The organism is Pseudomonas sp. P4_C3 (assembly GCF_056402075.1).
Map to the genome: position 1 here is coordinate 11,126 of NZ_JBFUIC010000001.1, position 16,668 is coordinate 27,793.

A 16,668-nucleotide genomic window follows, 5' to 3' on the forward strand; every position below is an offset into this window, starting at 1 on the left:
GACCGGACCATGCAAACTCGTGACGACATTTTCAACACCCTGCGCGATGCCCTGGTCGAGCTTTTCGAACTGGACCCTGAGCGTGTGAGCCTGGAATCCAACCTGTATCAGGACCTGGAAATCGACAGCATCGATGCGGTCGACCTGATTGATCACATCAAACGTCAGACCGGCAAGAAAATCGCCGCCGAAGAATTCAAATCGGTGCGTACCGTCAGTGACGTGGTCGAGGCGGTCTACCGTCTGGTTCAACCGGCCGCATGAATCGACTGATTGGCCTCGGCCTGCTGCTGGCAGGCCTTTTGTATCCCTTTGCGGTGTATTTCGGCATGGAGCATTTCGCCCCGTGGCAGTTCGGTCTGCTGCTGGGCGGACTGTGGCTGGCCCGGGCACTGACCGGCAAACGTCGGCCTGGCAGYCTGTGGATGGCCACGGTGGCCATTGTGTTCTGCCTGTTGCTGGCACTGTTCGACAGCCCGGCGCTGTTGCGTTGGTATCCGGTGTTGATCAGCGCCTTCATGTTGGCGCTGTTCGGATCGAGCCTGACATTCGGCCCACCGATCGTTGAACGCCTGGCCCGGGTACGCGAGCCGCAATTGCCGGCCGAGGGCATTCGCTATACCCGTCAGGTAACCATCGCCTGGAGCGTTTTTTTTCTCTGCAACGGTGTGTGCGCCGCCGCCCTGACCCTCTGGGCGCCGCTGAGCTGGTGGACGCTGTACACCGGCCTGATTTCCTACGGATTGATAGGCCTGATGTTTGCCATTGAATGGCTGATAAGACTAAGGGTACGAGGCCGCCCATGAATTGGATAAAACTTGAGCACCTGCTGCTCAAGGCTCCGCCGGAGCGCGCCGTAGCGACCGCTCCGGCACTGGATCACGCCCAACTGTGCGAACAGGCGCTGCGCCTGGCCGCCGGCCTGCAAGCCCGGGGTGTCCGGCAGATGGCCGTGCACCTCGAGGATGCCGCCGATCTGGCGATCGCGTTGCTTGGCGCCTGGCGTGCCGGGGTCAGTGTGTTGCTGCCGTCTGACCTGCAACCGCAGACTCGCCAACGTTGGTCAGATGATGTCGATCTGTGGCTGACCGATCAGCCCGGCGATGCGCACCTTGGTGATTTCCAACAGCCGCCGCTCAGTGCCGCCGCGCTGGATCTCGATCAATGCAAACTCAGCCTGTGCACGTCGGGCTCCAGTGGCGAACCCAAGCGCATCGAAAAAAAACTGCGCCAACTGGCCAATGAAGTCGAAGCCCTGGAACAGCTGTGGGGCGCCGACCTGGGCCCGGCGTGCATCATTGGCAGCGTCGCCACCCAGCACATCTACGGTCTGCTGTTTCGGGTGCTGTGGCCGCTGTGCGCCGGGCGCCCGTTCGTACGTCGGCAGCTGGCCTTTCCGGAAGACCTGCAACGCGCCAGCCGCGAGTACCCGGCCTTCGCCTGGGTGGCCAGCCCGGCGTTGCTCAAGCGCATGGGCGACAACCTCGACTGGCCTGCCTTGAGCTCAGTGCGCCGGGTTTTTTCCTCCGGCGGTGCATTGCCGGTCGAGGCCGCACAGAGCCTTCACGAACGTCTGGGGCAATGGCCAACGGAAATTTTCGGCAGTTCGGAAACCGGCGGAATCGCCTGGCGTCAGGGCGCTGAACTCTGGCGGCCCTTTGCCGAAGTCACGCTGACTCAAGACAGTGATGGCGCGCTGTTGATCGCTTCGCCCTACTTGCCTGGCGGTCATGTCGAACAGACTGCCGATTCAGCACGCATCGCCGTCGATGGGCGCTTCGAATTGCTTGGGCGACTTGACCGGATCGTCAAGCTGGAAGAAAAACGCATCTCGCTGCCGACGCTGGAACAGGCTCTGACAGCCCATGAATGGGTCGTCGAAGCGCGGCTCGGTGTCATTCAGGAAAACCGTGCCTCCCTGGGAGCGTTGCTGGTGCTGAGCGATGCCGGTTTGCATGTGCTGCGCAATCAGGGTCGACGCAGTCTCACCGAGCAACTGCGCCAGCACCTGAGCCAACACTGCGAAGCCCTGGCCTTGCCAAGGCGCTGGCGTCTGCTGCGGCATCTGCCGCTGAACACTCAGGGCAAACTGCCCCAGGCCGACGTCAATGCCTTGCTGTTGGCACCGCGCCCCAAAGCGCCTGAGGTGCTGGAGCAAGTCGAAAGCCATGGCGAGTGGAGCCTGCAACTGGCCGTGCCACCGGACCTGGCCTATTTCAGCGGTCATTTCCCCACGGCGCCGGTATTGCCTGGCGTGGTGCAGGTGGACTGGGCGCTGAGTCTGGGCCAGCAACTGATGAACCTGCCGAAAAAATTCGCCGGCATGGAAGTCTTGAAGTTCCAGCAACTGGTGCGCCCGGGCGATGAGATCCAGCTGCACCTGCGCTTTGACCCGGTACGCGGCAAACTGTACTTCGCCTATCGCAACGAAACCGCCACTTGCTCAAGCGGGCGGATCTTGCTGGAGGTGGCGCATGCATAGCCCCTGCGCCATCATCCCGGTGTACAACCACGAAGACGCAATCACCACGGTGGTCGATGCCCTGATCGCCAGCCATCTGCCGTGCATTCTGGTGGACGATGCCAGCAGCCCGCGCTGCGCCCGGGTGCTGGATCGCCTGGCCCAGCGTGAAATGGTTTACCTGATCCGCCTCGCCGAAAACCAGGGCAAGGGTGGCGCGGTCATGACCGGCTTGCGCGAAGCTTCGCGCCTGGGTTTCAGCCATGCCTTGCAGGTGGATGCCGATGGTCAGCACGACTTGCAGGACGTCAAACGCTTCATCGAACAATCACGCCGCTACCCACAGGCGGTGATTTGCGGTTATCCGCTATATGACGCCAGCGTGCCGAAAGGCCGTTTATATGCGCGCTACCTGACCCACGTCATGGTCTGGATCAACACCCTGTCGTTGCAGATTCGCGACTCCATGTGCGGTTTCCGGGTCTACCCATTGCCACCGGTTCTGGCGTTGATCGAGTCAGCGAAAATCGGCAAGCGCATGGACTTCGACTCGGACATCCTGGTGCGCCTGGCTTGGCGCAATCTGCCGATGCAATGGCTGCAAACCAAAGTCCATTACCCGCTGGACGGCGTTTCGCATTTTCGGATGTTCCACGACAACGTGCTGATTTCCAGCATGCACACGCGGCTGTTCTTTGGCATGTTGCTGCGGGCGCCAGTGATCCTCTGGCGACGGTGGCGGGCATGAGCGCAGACAAACAACACTGGGCCGACCGCGAAGAACGAGGCAGTTTCTGGCTGATGAAGCTCACCGCCTTCGGCGCCAAAGTGCTGGGCCGTCGGGTACTGAGCCCCGTGTTGTACGGCATCGTCTTGTATTTTTTCCTGTTCGGTCGCAGCGCACGCAAAAGTGCCTGGCAATATCAACAACGCCTGGCCGACTGGAGCGGACGCAGCGAGCTACGCCCGAGCCATTGGCGGGTATTCGGCCAGTTCATGGCTTTCGCCGACTCCATGCTCGACAAACTCGACGTCTGGAACGGCAAGCTGAGCATCGAACAAATCGAAATCATCGACCCGGCGCTGCTGCGTGACCAGTTGCGCGGTGCCCGCGGGCAGATGCTGGTGGGCGCGCACCTGGGCAATCTGGAAGTCTGCCGCGCACTGGCGGAAATCGGCGAGAAGGTCACGATGAACGTGCTGGTGCACACCAAGCACGCCGAACAGTTCAACCGTTTGCTGGGCGAAGCCGGGGCGACCAATTTGCGCCTGATCCAGGTCAGCGAGCTCGACCCCGGGATCATGCTGCAACTGAGCGAGCGCCTGGAGCGTGGCGAGTGGCTGGCGATTGCCGGCGACCGCGTGCCGCTGCATGGCGGACGCAGCGTGACCGTGGACTTCCTCGGTCATCCGGCCAGGTTCCCCCAGGGCTCGTGGCTGCTGGCCGGTTTGCTGAAATGCCCGGTCAACCTGCTGCTGTGCCTGAAAAAGCCCGACGGCGATTATCGACTGAGCATTGAGCCGTTCGCTGAGGCAATCACCTGGAAACGCAGCGACCGCGAACAGGTCATTCATCAGTGGGCCTCCCGCTACGCCGAACGCTTGGGTCACTATTGCCTCGAAGCGCCCCAACAATGGTTCAACTTTTACCCTTTCTGGAAGACCGATGACGACGCCAACGCTTGAGCCGGTAACCTTCGGCGAACGCCCTTTGCGCATTGAAGATGTGCTGGCACTGGCCAACCGCAAGGTGCCGACGCAGTTGCAAAGCGATCCCGCCTACCGCGAGCGCATCGCCAAGGGCGCGCGTTTTCTGGACTCTCTGCTGGACAAGGAAGGCGTGATCTACGGCGTGACCACCGGTTACGGCGATTCCTGCGTGGTCGCGGTGCCACTGCATCACGTCGAGGCGCTGCCCCGTCATCTGTACACCTTCCACGGCTGCGGCCTGGGCAAACTGCTCGACGCCCAGGCCACTCGCGCGGTACTGGCGGCGCGTTTGCAGTCGTTGTGCCACGGTGTGTCCGGGGTGCGCGTGGAGTTGCTGGAGCGCCTGCAGGCGTTCCTTGAACACGACATCCTGCCGCTGATTCCGGAAGAAGGTTCGGTGGGCGCCAGTGGTGATCTGACGCCGCTTTCGTACGTTGCCGCCACGCTGTCCGGCGAACGCGAAGTGATGTTCCGCGGCGAGCGCCGGCAGGCCGCCGATGTCCACCGCGAACTCGGCTGGCAACCACTGGTGTTGCGTCCGAAAGAAGCCCTGGCGTTGATGAACGGTACCGCGGTGATGACCGGTCTGGCCTGCCTGGCGTACGCCCGCGCCGATTACCTGCTGCAACTGGCCACGCGCATCACCGCGCTGAACGTGGTCGCCCTGCAGGGTAACCCGGAGCACTTCGACGAGCGCCTGTTCGCCGCCAAGCCACACCCGGGGCAGATGCAAGTCGCCGCGTGGTTGCGCAAGGATCTGGCCATCGACGCGCCGACCGCCCCCTTGCATCGCCTGCAAGACCGTTATTCCCTGCGCTGCGCACCCCATGTGCTGGGCGTGCTGGCCGACAGCCTGAACTGGCTGCGTTCGTTCATCGAGATCGAGCTCAACAGCGCCAACGACAACCCGATCATCGACGCTGAGGCTGAGCGTGTGCTGCACGGTGGGCACTTCTACGGCGGCCACATCGCGTTCGCCATGGACAGCCTGAAAAACCTCGTGGCCAACGTCGCCGACCTGCTGGACCGGCAACTCGCGCTGCTGGTGGACGAGCGCTATAACCATGGCTTGCCGAGCAACCTGTCCGGCGCCACGGCTGACCGCGCCATGCTCAACCATGGTTTCAAGGCGGTGCAGATCGGCACCAGTGCCTGGACCGCCGAAGCGCTGAAAAACACCATGCCGGCCAGTGTCTTTTCGCGCTCCACCGAATGCCACAACCAGGACAAAGTGAGCATGGGCACCATTGCCGCCAGGGATGCGATCCGCGTGCTGGAGCTCACTGAACAGGTGGCGGCCGCCACGCTGCTGGCGGCCAATCAGGGTGTCTGGCTGCGCGGTCAGGCTGAAGATGCACGACCACTGCCACCCGCATTGGCCGCCATGCATGAAGCCTTGGCCAAGGACTTCCCACCGGTCATCGAAGACCGCGCGCTGGAAGGCGAATTGCGCCTGTGCCTGCTACGCATCRCCGAACAACACTGGAGGCTGCATGCGTAGCAAGGGATTTCTCTACACCGACACGGAAATCGTCGTACCGTTCTTTGACGTCGACAGCATGCACGTGGTCTGGCACGGCCATTACGTCAAATACCTGGAAGTCGCCCGCTGTGCGCTGCTGGACAAGATCGGCCACAACTACACGGCGATGAACGAGTCAGGCTACGCGTGGCCGGTGATCGACCTGCAATTGCGCTACGTGCGCGGTGCGGTGTTCGGCCAGACACTCAACGTGCGCGCCAACCTTGTGGAGTGGGAGAACCGCTTGAAGATCAACTACCTGATCAGCGACCTGCAAACCGGCGAACGTTTGACCCGGGCCATGTCGGTACAAGTCGCCGTCGACCTCGCCAGCCGCGAGATGCAACTGGCCTCGCCGACAGTGTTCACCGACGCCGTAGAGAGAGCTCTGCGATGATTTTCTACCCCTCCCGCTTCCCTGTAGGAGCGAGCTTGCTCGCGATGGTCGTTAACGATGACGCCGGGCACCTGACAGTCCGCGGCGCCCTCAGGTTTTTCGCGAGCAAGCTCGCTCCTACAGTGTTCTGCGTGCTACTGGGCATTCCTGGACTAGCCCATGCCTTCGACCTGCAACAACTCAGCGATCAACTGGCCAGGCCCGAGGTGATCCACGGCAGTTTCACCCAGGAAAAACACCTGCGCGCCCTGCCCCAGCCGCTGGTCAGCAAGGGCACGTTCGTCCTGGCAAAAAACCACGGCTTGTTGTGGTTGCTGAAAACGCCACTGCAACAGGACTATCGCATCACCGCCAAAGGCATTGCCCGGCGTGACGGCATTGTTTGGCAAATGCTGCCGGGCAAAAGCGCCGGTGCCGAGCAGAACCGTTTGTTCCTGGCCGTGCTGCAAGGTGACAGCAGCGGCCTGCAACGGGATTTCGAATTGTCCCTGAGCGGCGACGCACAGAACTGGAAGCTCACGCTGTTGCCGCGCTCAATGCTGCTCAAGCAGGTGTTCAACCAGATCAACATAACCGGCGCGGAACTGGTGCACAGCATCGAACTGCTCGAAACCCAGGGCGACAGCACGTTGTTGCGCATGCAGGACAGCACCGGCACCCAACCCTTGAGCGATGCGGAGCAACATGACTTTGCCGAGTGAACGGTGGTTGCCACGGCTGTTTCTGCTCCTGCTGCTGGCCGTACTGGCGCTCGCCGGTTGGCAATGGCGTGACGGCGCGCCACTGTCGGCCAACCTGATGGAACTGGTACCCGGCACGGCGCCCGATGCTCTGGAACTGCGCGCCGAACAACGCATGCAGGAACCGCTGAACCGCGAAATGCTGGTGCTGGTCGGCCACACCGATCGCCAGCAGGCCGTCGCCATGGCGCAGACCCTCGGCGAGCAATGGCAGGCCAGCGGACTGTTCGAAAAGGTCCAGTGGACCCTGCAAGCCGACTTGCCGGCGCTGCGCACGCAGTTGCTGCAAGGTCGCCTGGCGATGCTCCAGGCGGCGGACCGACAACTGCTGATCGAGCACCCCGGCACCTTTATCCAGCAACGGGTGCAGGCCTTGTTCGACCCGTTCAACGGTTACAGCCTGGTGCCGAGCCAGGACGACTGGCTGGGCCTGACCGGGCGCATCCAGAACAGCCAGCCACAACGCGGTTCGGTGCAACTGGACATCGGCAGCGGCGCCCTGGTCGCCGATGCCGATGGCAAGAGCTGGGTATTGCTGCGCGCGCGCACCACCGGCAACGCCTTCGACATGAACCTGCCGCTGCAAGTGGCCGACTTGCTCGAGCACAGTCGCGAAGAAGCCGCCCGGCACGACGTGCAACTGCTCGCCGCTAGCGGCTTGTTGTACGCAGCCAACGGGCAACAGCAGGCTGCCCGGGAGATGACCTGGGTCGGGGGCGGTGCCACCGTCGGGATTTTGCTGTTGCTGTTGTTGGCCTTCCGGCGCTGGCGCGTCTTGCTGGCGTTCGTGCCGGTAGTGGTGGGCATGCTCTTCGGTGCGGTGGCCTGCGTGGCGTTGTTCGGCCATATGCACGTGATGACGCTGGTGCTGGGCTCGAGCCTGATCGGTGTCGCGGTCGATTATCCGCTGCATTACCTGTCCAAGAGTTGGAGCCTGAAACCCTGGCACAGCTGGCCTGCCCTGCGCATGACCTTGCCCGGATTGACCCTGAGCCTGATCACCAGCGGTATCGGCTATCTGGCCCTGGCCTGGACCCCCTTCCCGGCGCTGACCCAGATTGCCGCGTTCTCTGCCGCCGGTTTGCTCGGCGCCTATCTGTCCGCGGTGTGCCTGCTGCCGGCATTGCTCAAGGGCGTAGACCTGCGCCCGGCGCAGTGGCCATTGCGTGTTTGCGAGCTGTTGCTGGACTGTCGTGAAGCGCTGCTCAAACAGGCGAAAACACCCGTCTTGCTGGCGCTGCTGATCGCCTTTTGCGTGGGCGGACTGTTACAGCTCGGCAGCAAAAACGACATCCGCCAGTGGATCAGCGCGCCGCAACAATTGACCGACGAAGCCCAGACCATTGCCCGGATCACCGGCTATCAACCCACCAGCCAGTTCTTCCTGATACGCGCCGCCAATCAGCAGCAGTTGCTCGAACGCCAAACCGCCCTGAGAGAGCGACTGGATCAATTGATTGGCCTGGAAAAGCTCCAGGGCTATCTGTCGCTCAATCAACTGGTCAGCCCGCCGAACGAACAGCAACAGGTGCGCGCAGCATTGAGCAAACTGCCGTCGTTCTGGCAACCGTTGCTCGACATCGGCATACCGGCTGAGGCGCTGCAAGCCGAGCTAACGAAGTTACAGGCATTGCCTGTCGAGGACATCGACGCCGCGCTGGCCGGCCCGTTGGCAGAACCCTACCGGGCCCTGTGGCTGGGGCCGACCGATGATGGCGTGGCGGCGATGGTCAGCCTGCAAGGTATCAACAACCCCGCCTTGCTGCGGCTCCAGGGTGAGGATTTACCCGGCGTGACACTGGTGGATCGACTGGGTGAATTGAACAATGTGTTCGCGGCCACCCAAATCAGTGCCGCGGAACTGAAACTCGCCTCCTGCGTGCTGATCGTGCTGGTGCTGATCCTGCCCTTCGGCCTCGGCGGCGCGTTGCGCATCGTGTCCCTGCCACTGCTGGCAGCGCTGTGCAGCCTGGCCAGCCTCGGCTGGCTGGGGCAGCCGTTGACCCTGTTCAGTCTGTTCGGCCTGCTGCTGGTGACGGCGATCAGTGTCGATTACGCGATCCTGATGCGCGAACAGGTCGGCGGCGCGGCCGTGAGCCTGCTGGGCACCCTGCTGGCGGCGTTGACCACCTGGCTGTCCTTCGGTTTGCTGGCGGTGTCGAGCACCCCGGCGGTGAGTAACTTCGGACTGTCGGTGAGCCTCGGCCTGATCTTCAGCTTCCTGCTCGCGCCGTGGGCCGGTCAACAGGTGCATGAGCCCACGGCCGTGGAGCGGGCAGCGTGATGGTCGTGCTGTTCTGGGCGATGGCGCTGGCGTTGTTCGCGGTGGCGACCCGTGTCGGCCGGCATTTCGGCCTGATTCCCATCGTCAGCCAGTTGTTGCTGGCGACCCTCGGCTTGCCACTGTTGATGTATTTCTGGATCGAGCCCCAATGGCAATTGAGCGGTGCGCTGCTGGTGTCGCCGGGCTGGCTGAAGAACCTCTACAGCCTGAGCTTTGCCCTGTTGCTGGGCTACATCCTCAGCGATGTGATCGACCTGCAACTGGATCGCCAGAGCCTGAAAATCGCCCTGCCCAGCTTTTGCCTTCCGTTTGCCTGCGGCCTGGCCACGGCGGTCTGGTTGTTGCCGGCGCAACCGTGGATCAGTTCGCTGGCCGTCGGCCTGTTGTTCGCCATCACCGCGATTCCGGTGTTGTACCTGTACCTGCGGCACATCGATTACCCACCCGCCGCCACCCGGCGACTGGTGCAAACCGCGATCCTCATCGACCTCGCCTGCTGGACCCTGTTCGGCATCGCCCAAGGCAGCCTGCACCTGAGCAGCCTGTTGCTGCCGCTGGCCGGCGCGTGCCTGCCGGTGCTGCTGCGGTTGCTCGGCTTGCGCCAGACATGGCTTTACAGCCTGAGCTTTTTCGCCCTGCTGGTCTTCGCCGAACACTTCAAGCTCAATGCGCTGATTTTCGGCATCGGCTATGTGTTGATCATGGCCGCACTGAAAGCGCCGCTGGTGCTGCCGTTGCCGGCCTTGTGGATGATCCGGTTGCAGACGTACATCGCCATCCCGCTGATCCTCACGTTCGGCATCGTGCAGATCAACGTGCACAGCGCGATCGACAGCCTCGGCTGGGGGCAACTGCTGGCCCTGCTGCTGTTGCCGATGCTGAGCAAACTGCTGGGTAACTGGCTCGGCCTCGGCTGGGCCGGAGCCTCGTTCCAGGGCGCCAGCCGTTGGCGGGAAAGTGTGCTGCTGAACATCCGCGGCTTGAGTGAGATCGTCTTTCTCAACCTGCTGCTGCAACAGCAACTCATCAGCCCGCCGCTGTACTTTGCCCTGATGCTGATGGGCCTGATCGCTACACTGCTGCCTGCCCTGACCGGCATGCACCGAATCCCCCTGAAAGCCGCTGTCCCGGCAAGGAGCCCCCATGCCAACCGTTGAAATGGAATGTCGCCAGGTCGTGGTCATCGGCGCCGGCCCTTCCGGTGCCATCGCCGCCGCGTTGCTCAAGCGCAAGGGCCACGATGTGCTGGTGATCGAGCGTCAGCATTTCCCACGGTTCTCCATCGGTGAAAGCCTGTTGGCCCATTGCCTGGATTTCGTCGAAGAAGCGGGCATGCTCGACGCCGTCAACGCGGCCGGTTTCCAGGTGAAAACCGGTGCCGCGTTTGCCTGGGGCGAGCGCTACAGCGCATTCGACTTCGGCGAGACGTTCAGCCACGGCAAATCGACGACGTATCAGGTCCAGCGCGCCGATTTCGATAAGCTGCTGGCCGATCAGGCCGCGCTGCAAGGCGTGGAGATTCGCTATGGCGAAACCATCGTCAGCGTCAACAATGCCCCGGAAAAACCGCAGCTCGGCGTGCGCCGCGAAGACGGTAGCGAATACCGCATCGAGGCTGATTTCCTGCTCGATGCCAGTGGTTACGGCCGCGTGCTGCCGCGCTTGCTCGACCTCGAGGCACCGTCGAATTTCCCGGTGCGTCAGGCCGTGTTCACTCACGTCGAAGACCGTATCGACCTCCCGGCCTTCGACCGCAGCAAGATCCTGGTGACCACTCATCCGTCCCAGCGCGACGTGTGGTTCTGGACCATCCCGTTCAGCAATGGGCGCTGCTCGGTCGGCGTGGTCGCCGCCGAGGAACGTTTCGCCGGCCGCAGCGACAATCTGGACGAGTGTCTGCGCGGCTTTATCGCCGAGACGCCAAGCCTGGCCAGTGTGTTGCAAAATGCGCAGTGGGACACCGAGGCCCGGACCATCGGCGGTTACTCGGCCAACGTCAAAACCCTGCACGGCCCGGGTTTCGCGCTGCTGGGAAATGCCGCGGAATTCCTCGACCCGGTGTTTTCCTCCGGCGTGACTATTGCCATGCGTTCGGCAAGCATGGCCGCCGGGGTGTTGCACCGTCAGTTGCAAGGCGAAGCCGTCGACTGGCAAACCGAGTTCGCCGAACCGCTCAAGCGCGGCGTCGACACGTTCCGTTGCTATGTCGAAGGCTGGTACGCCGGGACTTTCCAGGATGTGATCTTCCATGAGGGCAGTTCGCCTGAAATCCGCGGGATGATCAGCTCCATTCTTGCCGGGTACGCCTGGGACCGACGCAACCCGTTCGTCAGCGAAGCCAGGCGCCGGTTGAAGGTGATATCGGAGTTCTGTGCGATGGATGCGTCATGAACTACTTGAGCGACCACTACGTCGAAGAAACCCGTTTCGGTTTGTGGTTCCTGCGCAGCCGGATCTGGCAACACTATGTGCTGCGGTTGGCGATCGACGATTTGCGCAACCTGTTCAGCGAAGCGCTACCGGTTAGCCCGGTGTTGCTGGATGCCGGTTGCGGCCAGGGCAAGTCATTCCCGCTACTGCACCAGGCCTTTGCGCCCGGTCGTCTGATTGGCGTCGATGCTGATCCCCAGAGCCTGGACCAGAGCCGCGCAGAAGCGGCCCGCCAGGGCATGGCAGTGGAGTTGATCGGCAGTGACTGCGCCAGCCTCAACCTGCCGGACGCCTGTATCGACCTGCTGTTCTGTCACCAGACCTTCCATCATCTGGTGGAGCAGGAACAGGCACTGGCCGAGTTCTATCGCGTGCTCAAACCCGGCGGTTATTTGCTGTTCGCCGAATCCACCGAGGCTTACATTGATACCTGGGTGATCCGCTGGTTGTTCCGCCACCCCATGCATGTGCAGAAAAGCGCCCCGCAGTATCTGCAAATGATTCGCCAGCAGGGTTTCGAATTTACCGAGAAAAACGTGTCTTATCCGTACCTGTGGTGGAGTCGCGCCAAGGATTTCGGCCTGCTCGAACTATTGGGTGTGTGCAAGCCAAAGCCCTTTGGCCAACGGGAAGAAACCCTGGTCAATGTGGTGGCGCGCAAACCTTTTGAAGGAACTGTGTGATGTTCATTGCCAGCCGCTTGAAACACCAAACCTGTGGGAGCGGGCTTGCTCGCGATAGCGGTGGGTCAGCCAACGGATATGCCGGATTTGCCGCCGCCATCGCGAGCAAGCTCGCTCCCACAGGGGTAACCAGCATTCTGCGATTTCTGTTGGTCGCCGTGGTTGTGTTGCTGAGCGCCTGCGCCGGCCGGGCGCCGCTGCCCGAAAAAAATCCGGATCTGCCGTTGCCGCTGCAACTGCACATCCAGCTCTTACAGCCCGACGATCGCCAGGACTGGATACTGGTGATCCAGCGTGAAGAGGCGGGTATTCGCTGGTCGATGATGGACCTGCTGGGCATTCCCCAGGCCCGCCAGAAATTGGTCGATAAAACCTGGGAGTCCGATGGTTTCTTGCCACCCAATCCGCGAGCCCGCGAGCTGTTCGCGGCGCTGCTGTTTGCGCTGACGCCGAAAGACGAACTGGCGGCCAACTATCCCGACGCCTGGCAGCACGGCAGACAACGGTCCCTGCCCGAGCGCTGGGACATTCGCTACGCACAACCGCAGAATTTTGAATTGAAGTTTCCAAGTGGTCCGACCTATCAAGTCACGCCCCTGACGGGTGAAACGCCATGACGGCTTACCTCAATGCCCTCGGATTGGTCTGCGCGCTGGGCCGCGACAAGCAGGAAGTGGCCAACAAGCTCTTTGCCGGCGACTGCGGCGGCATGCGCGAACAGACCGGGTGGGTGCCTGAACGCACGCTGCCGGTCGGCGCGGTCCAGGGCAAACTGGCAAGCATTCCAACCGACATGTCACGCCATCACAGTCGCAACAATCAGTTGTTGCTGGAAGCCACGCTGCAAATCCGCGCGGACATCGACAGCGCGATCCAGACCTACGGCCGCGACCGCATCGGCGTCGTGCTGGGCACCAGCACCTCGGGCATCGACGAGGCCAGCCAGGGCCTGGCGCATTACCTGCGCGAAAAGCAGTTCCCTGCCGAGTACGACTATCAGCAACAGGAACTCGGGGCACCGGCGAACTTCCTCGCCGAGTGGCTGCAATTGAGCGGGCCGGCCTATGTCATTTCCACGGCCTGCACTTCCAGCGCCCGAGCCTTGATGAGCGCCCAGCGCCTGTTGGACCTGGGCATTTGCGACGCGGTGCTGTGTGGCGGTGTCGACACCTTGTGCAAACTGACCCTCAACGGTTTCTCGGCGCTGGAAGCGGTCTCGGAACAACGCTGCAATCCGTTTTCGGTGAACCGCAATGGCATCAACATTGGCGAAGCGGCGGTGCTGTTCCTGATGACCAAGCGTGCAGGCGACAGCCAACCGATTGCCCTGCTCGGCAGCGGCGCCAGTTCCGATGCGCATCACATATCCGCCCCAGAGCCGAGCGGGCGTGGCGCCCTGCAAGCCATGCGCAAAGCCTTGGGCCGCGCCAACCTGCAACCGGAGCAGATCGCTTATCTGAACCTGCACGGCACCGCCACCCAGCACAACGACGCCATGGAAAGCCAGGCCGTGGCGACACTGTTCCCGGCCGGCGTGCCCTGTTCGTCGAGCAAGCCCATGACCGGCCACACCCTCGGTGCAGCCGGCGCGCTGGAAGCGGCGTTCTGCTGGTTGAGCCTTTGCGCAATCAATCGCGAGCATGCCCTGCCGCCCCATGTCTGGGACGGGCAGCCCGACCCCGAACTGCCGCCGCTGCAATGGGTGACCTCGGCTACGCGCCTGACGTCCATTGCACCCCGCTACCTGATGAGCAATTCCTTTGCCTTCGGTGGCAACAACGTCAGCCTGATTATCGGAGACGCCCCATGATTGACTGGCCGCTCGCCGAACTGCTGCCCCACGCTGGCGACATGATCCTTATCGATCGGATCCTGGCGTTCGATGAAGAGCAGATTCACACGCGCCTGACCGTCAAGCCCGATGGCCTGTTCAACCTCCCCGACGGCAGCCTGCCGGCCTGGGTCGGCATCGAACTGATGGCCCAGAGCGTGGCCGCCTTCGCCGGTTGCCATGCGCGCCAGCGTGGCGATGCGGTGGAATTGGGCTTCCTGCTCGGCAGCCGAAAGTTCGAATGCAACGTCGAAAGTTTTCCGGCCGGCACCGAGTTGACCATCCACGGGATTCGCTCCCTGGAAGACGATAACGGCATGGGCGTGTTCGAGTGCCACATCAACGCCCCCGGCATTCACGTCACCGCTCGTCTGAATGTGTTCCGCCCTCCCCAGGCCGCTCAATATCTCCATGAACCCGAAGGAGTCCAGTGATGACTGAATCCGTACTGGTCACCGGTTCCAGCCGTGGCATCGGCCGCGCCATCGCCTTGCGCCTGGCCCAGGCCGGGCACGACATCGTGTTGCATTGCCGCAGCGGCCTGGCGGACGCAGAAGCCGTCAAGGCCGAAGTCGAGGCCTTGGGCCGTCGTGCGCGCATCCTGCAGTTCGACGTCTCCGACCGCGCCCGCTGCAAAGAAATTCTCGAAGCCGACGTGGAAACCCACGGCGCCTATTACGGCGTGGTGCTCAATGCCGGCCTGACCCGCGACGGAGCCTTTCCGGCCCTCAGCGAGGAGGATTGGGATGTGGTGATGCGCACCAATCTCGACGGTTTCTACAACGTGCTGCACCCGGTGATGATGCCGATGATCCGTCGTCGCGCCGCCGGACGGATTGTCTGCATCACCTCGGTGTCGGGGCTGATCGGCAACCGTGGCCAGGTCAACTACAGTGCCTCCAAGGCCGGTTTGATCGGCGCGGCCAAGGCATTGGCGATCGAGTTGGGCAAGCGCAAAATCACCGTTAACTGTGTCGCACCCGGCCTGATCGACACAGCCATGCTCGACGAAAACGTGCCGGTGGAAGAACTGATGAAAATGATCCCCGCACAACGCATGGGCACCCCTGAAGAGGTGGCCGGCGCGGTGAATTTCCTGATGTCGGCGGAAGCCTCGTACATCACCCGGCAGGTTCTGGCCGTCAACGGAGGCCTGTGCTGATGAAGCGCGTCGTCGTCACCGGCATGGCCGGCATTACCTCACTGGGCAGCGACTGGGAGACCATCGCCGGCAACTTCGCGGCCAACCGCAGCGGCATCCGCCGGATGGACGAGTGGGATCGTTTTACCGAGCTCAACACGCGCCTGGCTGGCCCCATCGATGACTTCAAGGTGCCGAGCCACTGGACCCGCAAGCAACTGCGCAGCATGGGCCGGGTTTCGCGGCTTGCTGTGGGTGCGTCGGAACTGGCACTGGCCGACGCCGGCCTGTTGGGCGACGAGTCGATCAAGGACGGGCGCATGGGCGTCGCCTGCGGCTCCTCCACCGGCAGCACCGACGAGATCAAGGCGTTCGGCAACATGCTGCTCAACTCAGTGGCCGAGGGCCTGAACGCCAACTCCTACGTGCGCATGATGCCGCACACCACGGCAGCCAATATCAGCATCTTCTTCGGCCTCACCGGCCGCCTGATCCCGACGTCCAGCGCCTGCACCAGCGGCAGCCAAGGCATCGGCTATGCCTACGAGGCGATCAAGTTCGGGCGCCTGCCACTGATGCTCGCCGGCGGTGCCGAGGAACTGTGCCCGACCGAAGCCATGGTCTTCGACGCGCTTTACGCCACCAGCCTGAAAAACGACACCCCACAACGCAGCCCGCGCCCTTACGACTCCGCACGCGATGGCCTGGTGATCGGCGAAGGCGGCGGCATGCTGGTGCTCGAAGAACTGGAACACGCCCTGGCCCGCGGCGCCCACATCCATGCCGAGATCGTCGGTTTCGGCAGCAACGCCGACGGCCAGCACACCACCCGTCCCGAACAAATCACCATGCGCCGGGCCATGGAACTGGCCCTGGAAGACGCCGGGCTGAAACCTTCGGACATCGGCTACGTCAACGGCCACGGCACCGCCACCGAACAGGGCGACATCGCCGAAACCCTGGCCACCAGCAGCCTGTTCGGCGAACACATGCCGATCAGCTCGCAGAAAAGCTTCCTCGGCCACACCCTCGGCGCCTGCGGTGCGTTGGAGTCCTGGTTCAGCATCGAAATGATGAACCGCGACCTGTACGCCCACACCTTCAACCTCGACGAAGTCGACCCGCACTGCGGCAAGCTCGACTACCTGCGCGGCGAGTTTCGGCAGATGAGCAATCGGTATGTGATGAATAACAACTTTGCGTTTGGCGGGGTGAATACTTCGCTGATTTTCAAGCGCTGGCCGTAACAAGGCAATTTGAAGAATTACCGGTAAGCAATGAATAACCTGTGGCGAGGGAGCTTGCTCCCGCTGGACTGCGCAGCAGTCCCCTTTTGGGGCCGCTACGCGACCCAGCGGGAGCAAGCTCCCTCGCCACAATAGGGTCTTTCTCAAACAGGTCGACTCAGCATCGACCTGTCTGGCTCTGCGATGGCTGGTTGCCCAGGATCCTCAGAGTCTCACAAGCCC

Annotated in this window: 17 protein-coding genes; all 17 read left to right on the top strand. The window is 62.6% G+C overall.

The genetic code is table 11. The features are described from left to right. Positions 1 to 9 precede the first annotated feature (9 nt). From AC1DVH_RS00055 to AC1DVH_RS00135, 17 genes are read left to right on the top strand one after another with little or no spacing between them, the layout of a single operon-like run. Positions 10 to 264 carry an acyl carrier protein gene (locus AC1DVH_RS00055; protein ID WP_007992314.1) on the top strand — a complete coding sequence of 85 codons (255 nt, stop codon included), beginning with the start codon at positions 10 to 12 and terminating at the stop codon, positions 262 to 264. Next, positions 261 to 806 carry a COG4648 family protein gene (locus tag AC1DVH_RS00060; protein WP_477752138.1) on the top strand — a complete coding sequence of 182 codons (546 nt, stop codon included), beginning with the start codon at positions 261 to 263 and terminating at the stop codon, positions 804 to 806. The genes AC1DVH_RS00055 and AC1DVH_RS00060 overlap by 4 nt, the downstream gene beginning before the upstream one ends. Further along, positions 803 to 2,482 (top strand): ApeI family dehydratase, encoded by a 1,680-nt coding sequence (locus AC1DVH_RS00065; protein WP_477752139.1) that lies wholly within the window; start codon positions 803 to 805, stop codon positions 2,480 to 2,482. The genes AC1DVH_RS00060 and AC1DVH_RS00065 overlap by 4 nt, the downstream gene beginning before the upstream one ends. Beyond that, on the top strand, positions 2,475 to 3,209 hold the full coding sequence (locus tag AC1DVH_RS00070) for a glycosyltransferase family 2 protein (RefSeq protein ID WP_477752140.1): 735 nt from the start codon (positions 2,475 to 2,477) through the stop codon (positions 3,207 to 3,209). The genes AC1DVH_RS00065 and AC1DVH_RS00070 overlap by 8 nt, the downstream gene beginning before the upstream one ends. Further along, a complete protein-coding gene (locus tag AC1DVH_RS00075; RefSeq protein ID WP_477752141.1) occupies positions 3,206 to 4,147 on the top strand; it encodes an LpxL/LpxP family acyltransferase in 942 nt (313 codons plus the stop codon). Before AC1DVH_RS00070 ends, AC1DVH_RS00075 begins: the two co-directional genes overlap by 4 nt. Further along, entirely contained in the window at positions 4,128 to 5,672 is a 1,545-nt protein-coding gene (locus tag AC1DVH_RS00080) for an HAL/PAL/TAL family ammonia-lyase (RefSeq protein WP_477752142.1), read from the top strand. The genes AC1DVH_RS00075 and AC1DVH_RS00080 overlap by 20 nt, the downstream gene beginning before the upstream one ends. Next, a complete protein-coding gene (locus AC1DVH_RS00085; RefSeq protein ID WP_477752143.1) occupies positions 5,665 to 6,090 on the top strand; it encodes an acyl-CoA thioesterase in 426 nt (141 codons plus the stop codon). The genes AC1DVH_RS00080 and AC1DVH_RS00085 overlap by 8 nt, the downstream gene beginning before the upstream one ends. After that, positions 6,087 to 6,791 carry an outer membrane lipoprotein carrier protein LolA gene (locus AC1DVH_RS00090; protein WP_477752144.1) on the top strand — a complete coding sequence of 235 codons (705 nt, stop codon included), beginning with the start codon at positions 6,087 to 6,089 and terminating at the stop codon, positions 6,789 to 6,791. Before AC1DVH_RS00085 ends, AC1DVH_RS00090 begins: the two co-directional genes overlap by 4 nt. After that, the gene (locus AC1DVH_RS00095) at positions 6,775 to 9,114 is read left to right on the top strand and encodes an MMPL family transporter (protein WP_477752145.1); all 2,340 of its coding nucleotides are present in this window, start codon (positions 6,775 to 6,777) and stop codon (positions 9,112 to 9,114) included. The genes AC1DVH_RS00090 and AC1DVH_RS00095 overlap by 17 nt, the downstream gene beginning before the upstream one ends. Continuing rightward, entirely contained in the window at positions 9,114 to 10,271 is a 1,158-nt protein-coding gene (locus tag AC1DVH_RS00100; RefSeq protein ID WP_477752204.1) for a sodium:proton antiporter, read from the top strand. The genes AC1DVH_RS00095 and AC1DVH_RS00100 overlap by 1 nt, the downstream gene beginning before the upstream one ends. Continuing rightward, positions 10,258 to 11,505 (top strand): NAD(P)/FAD-dependent oxidoreductase, encoded by a 1,248-nt coding sequence (locus AC1DVH_RS00105; RefSeq protein ID WP_477752146.1) that lies wholly within the window; start codon positions 10,258 to 10,260, stop codon positions 11,503 to 11,505. Before AC1DVH_RS00100 ends, AC1DVH_RS00105 begins: the two co-directional genes overlap by 14 nt. Beyond that, positions 11,502 to 12,227 (top strand): class I SAM-dependent methyltransferase, encoded by a 726-nt coding sequence (locus AC1DVH_RS00110; RefSeq protein ID WP_477752147.1) that lies wholly within the window; start codon positions 11,502 to 11,504, stop codon positions 12,225 to 12,227. Before AC1DVH_RS00105 ends, AC1DVH_RS00110 begins: the two co-directional genes overlap by 4 nt. Beyond that, on the top strand, positions 12,227 to 12,844 hold the full coding sequence (locus AC1DVH_RS00115; protein WP_477752148.1) for a hypothetical protein: 618 nt from the start codon (positions 12,227 to 12,229) through the stop codon (positions 12,842 to 12,844). The genes AC1DVH_RS00110 and AC1DVH_RS00115 overlap by 1 nt, the downstream gene beginning before the upstream one ends. Continuing rightward, positions 12,841 to 14,037: a beta-ketoacyl-[acyl-carrier-protein] synthase family protein gene (locus tag AC1DVH_RS00120; RefSeq protein ID WP_477752149.1), complete on the top strand. Its 1,197-nt coding sequence runs from the start codon at positions 12,841 to 12,843 to the stop codon at positions 14,035 to 14,037. Before AC1DVH_RS00115 ends, AC1DVH_RS00120 begins: the two co-directional genes overlap by 4 nt. After that, entirely contained in the window at positions 14,034 to 14,492 is a 459-nt protein-coding gene (locus AC1DVH_RS00125; protein WP_223447458.1) for a hotdog family protein, read from the top strand. The genes AC1DVH_RS00120 and AC1DVH_RS00125 overlap by 4 nt, the downstream gene beginning before the upstream one ends. Then, on the top strand, positions 14,492 to 15,220 hold the full coding sequence (gene fabG / locus AC1DVH_RS00130) for a 3-oxoacyl-ACP reductase FabG (protein WP_095943253.1): 729 nt from the start codon (positions 14,492 to 14,494) through the stop codon (positions 15,218 to 15,220). Before AC1DVH_RS00125 ends, fabG begins: the two co-directional genes overlap by 1 nt. After that, positions 15,220 to 16,446, top strand: coding sequence for a beta-ketoacyl-ACP synthase (locus AC1DVH_RS00135; RefSeq protein WP_477752150.1), 1,227 nt, complete (start codon positions 15,220 to 15,222; stop codon positions 16,444 to 16,446). Before fabG ends, AC1DVH_RS00135 begins: the two co-directional genes overlap by 1 nt. Positions 16,447 to 16,668: the final 222 nt, after the last annotated feature.

What these genes read in the sequence shown, in the direction of transcription:
- AC1DVH_RS00085 (WP_477752143.1), top strand. Translation starts at nt 5,665, where the DNA reads ATGCGTAGCAAGGGATTTCTCTACACCGACACGGAAATCGTCGTACCG.
- AC1DVH_RS00090 (WP_477752144.1), top strand. Translation starts at nt 6,087, where the DNA reads ATGATTTTCTACCCCTCCCGCTTCCCTGTAGGAGCGAGCTTGCTCGCG.
- AC1DVH_RS00125 (WP_223447458.1), top strand. Translation starts at nt 14,034, where the DNA reads ATGATTGACTGGCCGCTCGCCGAACTGCTGCCCCACGCTGGCGACATG.
- AC1DVH_RS00095 (WP_477752145.1), top strand. Translation starts at nt 6,775, where the DNA reads ATGACTTTGCCGAGTGAACGGTGGTTGCCACGGCTGTTTCTGCTCCTG.
- AC1DVH_RS00100 (WP_477752204.1), top strand. Translation starts at nt 9,114, where the DNA reads ATGGTCGTGCTGTTCTGGGCGATGGCGCTGGCGTTGTTCGCGGTGGCG.
- AC1DVH_RS00105 (WP_477752146.1), top strand. Translation starts at nt 10,258, where the DNA reads ATGCCAACCGTTGAAATGGAATGTCGCCAGGTCGTGGTCATCGGCGCC.
- AC1DVH_RS00065 (WP_477752139.1), top strand. Translation starts at nt 803, where the DNA reads ATGAATTGGATAAAACTTGAGCACCTGCTGCTCAAGGCTCCGCCGGAG.
- AC1DVH_RS00110 (WP_477752147.1), top strand. Translation starts at nt 11,502, where the DNA reads ATGAACTACTTGAGCGACCACTACGTCGAAGAAACCCGTTTCGGTTTG.
- fabG (WP_095943253.1), top strand. Translation starts at nt 14,492, where the DNA reads ATGACTGAATCCGTACTGGTCACCGGTTCCAGCCGTGGCATCGGCCGC.
- AC1DVH_RS00075 (WP_477752141.1), top strand. Translation starts at nt 3,206, where the DNA reads ATGAGCGCAGACAAACAACACTGGGCCGACCGCGAAGAACGAGGCAGT.
- AC1DVH_RS00115 (WP_477752148.1), top strand. Translation starts at nt 12,227, where the DNA reads ATGTTCATTGCCAGCCGCTTGAAACACCAAACCTGTGGGAGCGGGCTT.
- AC1DVH_RS00070 (WP_477752140.1), top strand. Translation starts at nt 2,475, where the DNA reads ATGCATAGCCCCTGCGCCATCATCCCGGTGTACAACCACGAAGACGCA.
- AC1DVH_RS00055 (WP_007992314.1), top strand. Translation starts at nt 10, where the DNA reads ATGCAAACTCGTGACGACATTTTCAACACCCTGCGCGATGCCCTGGTC.
- AC1DVH_RS00120 (WP_477752149.1), top strand. Translation starts at nt 12,841, where the DNA reads ATGACGGCTTACCTCAATGCCCTCGGATTGGTCTGCGCGCTGGGCCGC.
- AC1DVH_RS00135 (WP_477752150.1), top strand. Translation starts at nt 15,220, where the DNA reads ATGAAGCGCGTCGTCGTCACCGGCATGGCCGGCATTACCTCACTGGGC.